Origin of the sequence: Neisseria sp. HMSC056A03, assembly GCF_001815685.1 — a bacterium.
GTDB lineage: Bacteria > Pseudomonadota > Gammaproteobacteria > Burkholderiales > Neisseriaceae > Neisseria > Neisseria subflava.
In genome coordinates, this window is sequence record NZ_KV821630.1 from 19,828 (window position 1) to 27,086 (window position 7,259).

A 7,259-nucleotide genomic window follows, 5' to 3' on the forward strand; every position below is an offset into this window, starting at 1 on the left:
CTGCATATAAATCGGCGTGATTATAGCGAATAAACGCTTTTCCTGAAACCTTTTAAAAATAAGGTTTCAGACGGCCTGACTAAGACAATACCGGTTGCGGTACTTTGTGTTGCACCGCATAAACCGCTGCTTGAACGCGGCTGCTTAGGTTTAACTTGCGCAACAGGTTTTGCACATGCACTTTGACGGTTGACTCTGCCAGATTCAAATGGCGGGCAATGATTTTGTTGCTGTGTCCGGCGGCAAGATAGCCCAAGATTTCCATTTCGCGCGGGGTCAGTTGCTCCAGCAGATGGTCTGAGCGGGAAGGAGATGGAGAAATCAGCGATTGCACCAAGCGGCTGGTCATTTCCGGAGAGAAGACATTGTCGCCATCGACGGCTTTGCGAATGCTTTCCAACAGGAAGTCGGCATTGATGTTTTTCAGCAAAAAGCCTTTTGCGCCCATACGCATACATTCGGTCAAGTCGTCACTGTCTTCGGAAACAGTCAGCATGATGACGGTCAGTTGCGGATTGATGCTCAGAATTTGAGCCAATGCTTCGCGGCCGTTCATAACCGGCATATCCAAGTCCAGCAAGACCACATCAGGCTTGAGCTGCTCAACCATTTTTACGCCGGCCAGGCCGTCTGAAGCTTCGCCGACGACTTCAAAATCAGGCTGGCGTGAAAGCAAGGCCTTGATACCGCTGCGAAATAGGGTGTGGTCGTCAATAAGGGTAATTTTAATCGTCATGATGCTGTTCTCATTTGTTGCGGCAAAGTCAGCATAACCGCCGTACCTTGCCCAATCTGCGATGTAATGGCCAATTCTGCGTTAATCCGTTGGGCCCGTTCTTGCATAATGCCCAAGCCGACATGTTCGCCTGAAGGCCGGTTTGATAGGTGTTCTTTATTAAAGCCTGCGCCGTCGTCACGAATGGTCATGACAAAATCGCCGTGGTTGGCAATTTCGACGCTGACATGTTGTGCACGCGCGTGCTTCCGGATATTTGATAGGCTTTCCTGCAGGATGAAGATGATCTGCAAATGCTCATCATAATTCAAAGCCTGCCCGTCGTCTTGCCATTTTAAATCAACTGGAATACCTGTTTGTCGTTCAAAACGTGCCAACAGCGATTCTACCGCTTCAGGAAAATCTTTATTACTAATTTTGGTGCGGAAATTCATCAAAAGTTCGCGTACGTCTTCGTAGCATTCCTGCACGCCGTCTTTGATGAAGCCGATATTTTCTTCGGCCTGCTCACGTTGGTCTAAAGCAAACGCGCTTTCCAGCATTTGTACCTGTAAATTCAAAAAGGTCAAAGCTTGCGCGATGCTGTCATGCAAACCTTGCGCAATCAAGTTACGCTCCTGCAAGACTGCAAGCAGGCGGCGCTCTTGTTCCATGCGGTTGTTGGCGATGGAAATGCCCAGCTGTCCGCTTAAAGTATGCAGCAGTTTTTCGTCTTGCTCATCAGGCATATGGCCGTCTGAAAAATATAGGGTCAGTACGCCGAGCTGTTCGTCTTGATAAACGATCGGAAATTCTACACGATTTCCTTCTTCGGTTTCACCGACGCTTGCCGCCAAATCAGAACGTTTCCGCTCCTCATCGGAAAGATATACCGTACCGCCCAAAGCTGAAAATGCCGGCAGAATTTGAGTTAAAAATTCTTCTGCCGCCTGTTGCGGCGTAAAGGTTTGGTGCAGATTGCGCGTGGTTTGGTAGAGCAGGGTCAAATCACGGTTTTGCCGCGCGAGATCTTGGGTTTGTTTGGCAACTTGTCCTTCCAAGTCTGTATAAAGCGTATGCAGACGGCGGCTCATTTGGTTGAAACCCTTGCTTACTTGGGCAAACTCACGGATCTGGTCTGTCTCGATTTGTACGCCGAAATGTCCTTTACTGATGGTTTCTACACCATCGCGCAGTTTTTCCAAGGGTCGGATAATCCATGAATAATGCCAAACAATCATCAAGCCTGCAGCCACAACAATCATCAGCATCATTGCCATTTGAAAGCGGCGCAGCCACAAGGTATTTTGCTCGTTGGCATTTTCCATCGCCTGTAAAAATAGCTCGATGTTACCGGCAAAACGGTACAGGCCGATTTGGGTGGGACGCTCGTAATGTTGCAAAGACGGCTTGATGTTGGATTCCCAATCAATCAACAGCATCGATTGTATCAAGTCGTAAGCCAGAGGCATTTGAGACGGAATCAGCGGATGAATAGCATCGCTTTGCGTCACATTGGCCAGCGTACGCTCAAATTCTTTGATTTGGTTGTCAATTTGCGCATTGGGTGTACGGACGCTTGCCATATAAGCCAAACGATACACCTGCATTTTCAAACTGCCCGCATCTTCAATCGTTTTGGCTGCGTTTTCCAAACGCCAAGAAAGTAGAAGGGTAAAGACAATCGACAAAAACGCCGAACTGACCCATAAAAAAGTCAGCAGTTTTAAACGCGAAGACAGGCTCAGGCCGTCTGAAGATCCGGAGAATAAACGCATAAAGCACGCAGGGAAACTAATCCGATAATCTTATAAAAATATCATTCTTTCGGCCTATAAACAACCTGTCTAAAATAATTGTATGGTTATGATAAGAAAAAACAGGGGTTTAATGTAAAATCATGTTATGATAAAATTCATCTCAAGTGAATTAAATCATAAAAATAAGGTTTCAGACGGCCTGAAACCTTGAAACTTATCCAATAAACACAACATCTTGAACCACACTCCATACTCTGCTTCTCAAAGGACTACCAAAATGAAAATTTTCGCACTGATATTGGCCGGCGGGCAGGGAAGCCGGATGGGAGGTATCGATAAGGGGTTGGTGCAATGGCACAACAAAGCCTTGATAGATCACGTTATCGAAAAAATCCGCCCCCAAGTCAGCCACATCGCCATCAGTGCCAACCGCAACCTTGAATCTTACGCCCAACGCAGCGCGCACGTTTTCTCAGATGCGCGCCAATGGCAGCATTACGGCCCTTTAGCCGCTTTGTGTACTGCCGCCAACGATTTACAAATTGCCACTGCCAATTGGCTGTTAATCGTATCCTGCGATATGCCGCGTTTGCCGGAAAACTTAGTTTCCCAGTTTGAAACCATCGCGCGGCGCACGCCATTGTGCAATGCGTTTTATGTGGAGACCCCTGCCAGACCGCATTACAGCGTGATGTTTATCCGGCCGCAAATCCTGCAAAGTACCGTGCCATACCTTTATTCAGGAATGCGCAGCATCCGCGGCTGGCTGCAGCAACAGCGCGCGCGGGTTGTCCATTTCCCTCATGAACAGGATTTTATCAGCTACAACACGGAAAACGATTTGGCCCAGCCTTTGTAGTTGGGTAGGTAGAAGCAATAAGCCGATAAAAGTGTGAATTGTTTTGCAAAGAAGTATTTTATAAAAGCTTTAGGCCGTCTGAACAACAAACAGACGGCCTTTGTTTTGTCATTTTAAAACTAAACAAATTATAGGCAACCGGCAAAGTTTTTTGCTGCCAATGGTTCCCTGCCTAGTAAAGCTGCAAAATCAGAATAGTCGGCGCATGAGTCTTGCTTGAGTAGGGCAAAACTGTTGCGGCTGATAATGCCGTTGCTGAGAATGTTTGCCAAAGGCAGCGCAGGGTCAATTAGGCGCAGGGGGATGGATAGGATACGTTGCGGCGGTTTGTGGTGCAGGGTTTGGCGGAGTATGGTCAGGTATTCCGCCAAGGTCAACGTTTGGCTGCCGGTCATATTGATGATGCTGTGGTCGGTGTCGGTTTGGACGGCAAGTTTTGCCAAACCTTCGGCAACATCGGCAAGATGTACGGGCTGCAAATGAAAGCAGCCGCCTTCCGGTAGGGGAAGTAAAGGGAGGCGGGCTAATTTGATGAACAGTTCGCAGCTGGTTCCTCCTCGCCCGTAAACAACTGATGGTCTGGCTATGGTAGTCGGTATGCCGCTTTGAGTAATGGCATCATCTCCACGTCCTTTACTGCCGACAAAGTTGATGGGTTGAGATGGATCGGCACCCAGTGCGGATAGTTGCACCCAGCGTTTTACGCCTGCTGCTTTTGCCCATGAGGCGAGCTGTTTGGGAGTGTGGTGGTGTACGGTTTCAAGTATTTCGGCATAGCGGTTCATGATGCCTATGCAGTTGATGAGGACGTCTTGCCCTTCCAATAAACGGCGTGCGGCGGTTTCATTGGGATGAAGAAAGTCGAAGGCGCGGCGGTTGGGCGTGCAAACTTGGTGACCTTGTTCTTTGAGGATTAGAACGGTACGGCTGCCGATAAAGCCACTGCCTCCGAAAATGATGATGTTCATATGTTTTTCTTTATGTTGTTGAGGCCGTCTGAAAACCCTTAAATCGGTTTCATCACCATCAGGAAGTAAATTACGATAGTGGCGCAAAAGGCAGGGTAGCCGAGCAATTCCCAGCGTCTGGCGTAACGCCAATAGGGCTCCGGAATGGTGTCTGCGTTTTCTTTATGCGCTTTTTCTGCAATCTTGGCCATGCGGATTTGCAGCCAAACAACAGGCAGCCAGCAAATGCCTGAAAAAATGTATAAGGCCAGGGTCATCCATATCCAATTTTGTTCCAGCATGGTGGCAACAGTGTAGCCGCGTTCATACAGCATCCATAAGCCGGATAAGGGTTGGAAAATGACGGCGGGGGTCGTAAACCACCAATCGGCTTTTATAACCCAATGCGAGACGACCGACTGCGCGGCAACCGAACCGCTGCGGTTTGCCCAAAAGAGGTAAAACGCTGTACCAAAACCGGTGCCGACCATTAAGGTGGCCGAGATAATGTGCAAGGTTTTAACGATTAAATAGGTGTTCATTTTTTATCTCCTTCAGATTGATACAGGAAAAACAAAGTAGCCATAATCGGCAGGTTTTTTACCAAAGGCGCAAATGGGTGCGTCCACATTTCGGGCAGTCTGAAGGCAATAATCAGGCTGTATGCTACGACGGTTATCAATTGCAACAGCCATATTGCCGATTGGGAGCGAAAGCGGCTGAAGCATAAAAGGGCAAAACCGATATCCAATAGTGAAGCGGCGATTAATGTAGGCCATTGTAACGGATTGGGAATACCGACCGAGTGCAGCAAATCCAATGACATTTCAGGCATGAAAAACAGAGGTTGGGTACCGCTCCACAGCCATAGCAGCCCCATCGAGTAAGGCAGGTAGGCAGGGAGAGTGTGCGTAGTGTTGGCGGACATGCTGGTTTCCTATTTTGTTTTGGTTTAAATATATAATTAGTCAGTAATTTCTATAATTTCTGTTAAAAGAGAAATTATAGGGCAAAAAAATTTAAATAGGCTCCGGGATTGTTTCTTTGGGTGGGAAATCCATATCCAGTGATTCAAAATCTACCAAAGAACATCAAGCTTCAGATAAATATGTCCATGCAAGGCTGCCATGAATATGTTTCCGTATCCTAAATAGGATTGGCTATGTTTATTGAGAACAAGTCCATTGCCATCATCGGAAAAATTTTTGTATTCCAGCGCCTATTTTCAAAATTTTTACCATGGTTGAAGTAGAAAGCTTCAGCATTTCATTTGCCCACACGGTCAGCGTACTAATGAAATCATGGGTTTGTTGGATTCGCTGCTTGGCAGTTTCATTTTCCTGACTAAATTCAGGGCTGTCGATCAGGCTTTGCAAAAATTGCCGCGTCGGTTCGATTTCACGCTGCATACGCACTTCTGCAATAGTACGGAACAAAGTCCAGACATCATCAGAAGTTTCAAAATGATCGCGCCTGTCGCCCAAGATATGCACGGTATGCACCAGTCTCAGGTTTTGCAGCTCTTTGATACTGTTGCTGACATTGGAGCGCGCTACGCCGAGCGTTTCGGTGATTTCTTCGGCGTTCATCGGTCTGCCTAAGATGTAGAGCAGGGCATGGATTTGCGCAACGGTACGGTTTACGCCCCATTTGGTACCCATTTCTCCCCAATGGAGGATAAATTTTTCAGTGGCTGGATTCAGTTTCATAGTGATGATATTCTATTCCATTTTTTATTTCTGTCAATACAGAAATAAAAAAATTTTTTGCCGTTTGAAGTAAAGTGTTCAGACGGCCTTTTGAATGAACTCTTCTAAATGCATCAATACTATATCTAACATTACCAGTCATGATTTCTTATCAGTAAAAGATGTTATTCACAAACCGGTATTTTTTGAATAAAAATTTATCCGTACAATCTGCCGTATCCGATAACGAGGAGTAAATTATGAAAAAAATGCCTGTATTGTTTGTTGGGCATGGCAGCCCGATGAATGCGTTAGATAAAGAAAACCCGTTCAATCAGAATTTCAGCCTAATTACGCAAAAGTTTGCCAAACCAAAAGCCATTTTGATGATTTCCGCACATTGGTACAGCAGCCGTTTACAGGTGACCTCAGGTGAACATCCTGAAATGATTTACGATTTCTACGGCTTCCCCGATGAACTCAGTCAAGTGCAATATTCCGCGCCCGGTTCGCTTGAGTTGGCGGAGCAAGTGCGGTCATTATTACAGCCGGAAAATGTCGAGCTGAACCCAACGCGTGGTTTTGATCATGGCGCTTGGGCGGTGTTGAAATATCTGTATCCTGATGCCGATATTCCTGTGGTGCAACTTAGCCTTAACCGTTTGCAATCGGCAGAATGGCATTTCAACTTGGCGAAAAAATTAGCTGCTTTGCGAGAACAAGGCGTGCTGATTATCGGCAGCGGCAATATTGTGCATAATCTGAGAGCGATAAGCTGGGAACATATCGACCAAATCGGTGCAGGGTATGACTGGGCGTTTGCGTTCCGTGAAACAGTCAATCAGGCGATTGCGACGCAGGATGATGAAACCTTGGTGCATTATCAGCAGTTAGGCGAAAAGGCCGAGCTTTCTGTACCAACGCCGGATCATTACTTGCCATTACTGTACATCATGGCATTACGCGAACCGCAAGACAAGATTATATTTTTCAATGATAAGTTGATTGCAGGATCGCTCAGTATGACGTCGGTTTTGGTGGGGTAAAAGGGAAGAATCAGAACAAAACAAACCATTCTTTATTTGTCCGGCTCACTTTGCAGATCGTACTCAGTTTTTTCAGACGGCATTTTATGTTCATATAAAAGCCATAACTTAGTATAGGCAAAGATGAGATTAAGCCTGTAAGCTTTGAATGTAAATAATCTATCAAAACAGGGTATTAGGTTTGAAGGTGGCTTGCAAAATCTCTTTGTAAGAGAAAAGGCCGTCTGAATAACAGACGGCCCTT

9 protein-coding genes are annotated in these 7,259 nt (G+C 46.4%); 2 read left to right on the forward strand and 7 right to left on the reverse strand.

Going from position 1 to position 7,259, the window contains the following annotated elements; translation table 11 throughout:
- Window positions 1-79 precede the first annotated feature (79 nt).
- Together HMPREF3052_RS05980 and HMPREF3052_RS05985 are read right to left on the reverse strand one after the other, a co-directional pair.
- Entirely contained in the window at window positions 80-736 is a 657-nt protein-coding gene (locus HMPREF3052_RS05980) for a response regulator (RefSeq protein WP_003680203.1), read from the reverse strand.
- Window positions 733-2,493, reverse strand: a complete 1,761-nt coding sequence (locus HMPREF3052_RS05985; RefSeq protein ID WP_070749165.1) for a histidine kinase — start codon at window positions 2,491-2,493, stop codon at window positions 733-735. Before HMPREF3052_RS05985 ends, HMPREF3052_RS05980 begins: the two co-directional genes overlap by 4 nt.
- A gap of 259 nt (window positions 2,494-2,752) precedes the next feature.
- Here HMPREF3052_RS05985 and mobA point away from each other — a divergent pair, with 259 nt between their 5' ends.
- The gene (mobA, locus tag HMPREF3052_RS05990) at window positions 2,753-3,334 is read left to right on the forward strand and encodes a molybdenum cofactor guanylyltransferase MobA (protein ID WP_070749167.1); all 582 of its coding nucleotides are present in this window, start codon (window positions 2,753-2,755) and stop codon (window positions 3,332-3,334) included.
- A 128-nt stretch (window positions 3,335-3,462) separates the two neighbouring features.
- Here the strand turns inward: mobA and HMPREF3052_RS05995 are convergent, their stop codons facing one another.
- The 4 genes from HMPREF3052_RS05995 to HMPREF3052_RS06010 all read right to left on the reverse strand — a co-directional run bounded on the left by HMPREF3052_RS05995 (window position 3,463) and on the right by HMPREF3052_RS06010 (window position 5,990).
- Complete coding sequence (locus HMPREF3052_RS05995) at window positions 3,463-4,302, reverse strand: NAD-dependent epimerase/dehydratase family protein (protein ID WP_070749169.1); 840 nt, start codon at window positions 4,300-4,302, stop codon at window positions 3,463-3,465.
- Between the two features lie 38 nt (window positions 4,303-4,340).
- Window positions 4,341-4,823 carry a DUF2269 family protein gene (locus HMPREF3052_RS06000; RefSeq protein WP_036490842.1) on the reverse strand — a complete coding sequence of 161 codons (483 nt, stop codon included), beginning with the start codon at window positions 4,821-4,823 and terminating at the stop codon, window positions 4,341-4,343.
- Window positions 4,820-5,209 (reverse strand): DoxX-like family protein, encoded by a 390-nt coding sequence (locus tag HMPREF3052_RS06005; protein ID WP_070749171.1) that lies wholly within the window; start codon window positions 5,207-5,209, stop codon window positions 4,820-4,822. Before HMPREF3052_RS06005 ends, HMPREF3052_RS06000 begins: the two co-directional genes overlap by 4 nt.
- 262 nt (window positions 5,210-5,471) lie before the next feature.
- Complete coding sequence (locus tag HMPREF3052_RS06010) at window positions 5,472-5,990, reverse strand: GbsR/MarR family transcriptional regulator (protein WP_070749172.1); 519 nt, start codon at window positions 5,988-5,990, stop codon at window positions 5,472-5,474.
- A 239-nt stretch (window positions 5,991-6,229) separates the two neighbouring features.
- On the opposite strand from HMPREF3052_RS06010, the gene ygiD reads away from it, so the two are divergent.
- Window positions 6,230-7,015, forward strand: a complete 786-nt coding sequence (ygiD, locus tag HMPREF3052_RS06015; protein ID WP_070749173.1) for a 4,5-DOPA-extradiol-dioxygenase — start codon at window positions 6,230-6,232, stop codon at window positions 7,013-7,015.
- A gap of 32 nt (window positions 7,016-7,047) precedes the next feature.
- On the opposite strand, the gene HMPREF3052_RS11920 is transcribed toward ygiD, so the two are convergent.
- On the reverse strand, window positions 7,048-7,259 hold a 212-nt coding region (locus HMPREF3052_RS11920), incomplete at its 5' end, for a hypothetical protein (protein WP_210399508.1).

Coding starts and splice junctions, on each gene's coding strand:
- HMPREF3052_RS06010 (WP_070749172.1), bottom strand. CDS start 5,990: ATGAAACTGAATCCAGCCACTGAAAAATTTATCCTCCATTGGGGAGAA.
- HMPREF3052_RS05980 (WP_003680203.1), bottom strand. CDS start 736: ATGACGATTAAAATTACCCTTATTGACGACCACACCCTATTTCGCAGC.
- HMPREF3052_RS06000 (WP_036490842.1), bottom strand. CDS start 4,823: ATGAACACCTATTTAATCGTTAAAACCTTGCACATTATCTCGGCCACC.
- HMPREF3052_RS05995 (WP_070749169.1), bottom strand. CDS start 4,302: ATGAACATCATCATTTTCGGAGGCAGTGGCTTTATCGGCAGCCGTACC.
- HMPREF3052_RS05985 (WP_070749165.1), bottom strand. CDS start 2,493: ATGCGTTTATTCTCCGGATCTTCAGACGGCCTGAGCCTGTCTTCGCGT.
- mobA (WP_070749167.1), top strand. CDS start 2,753: ATGAAAATTTTCGCACTGATATTGGCCGGCGGGCAGGGAAGCCGGATG.
- HMPREF3052_RS06005 (WP_070749171.1), bottom strand. CDS start 5,209: ATGTCCGCCAACACTACGCACACTCTCCCTGCCTACCTGCCTTACTCG.
- ygiD (WP_070749173.1), top strand. CDS start 6,230: ATGAAAAAAATGCCTGTATTGTTTGTTGGGCATGGCAGCCCGATGAAT.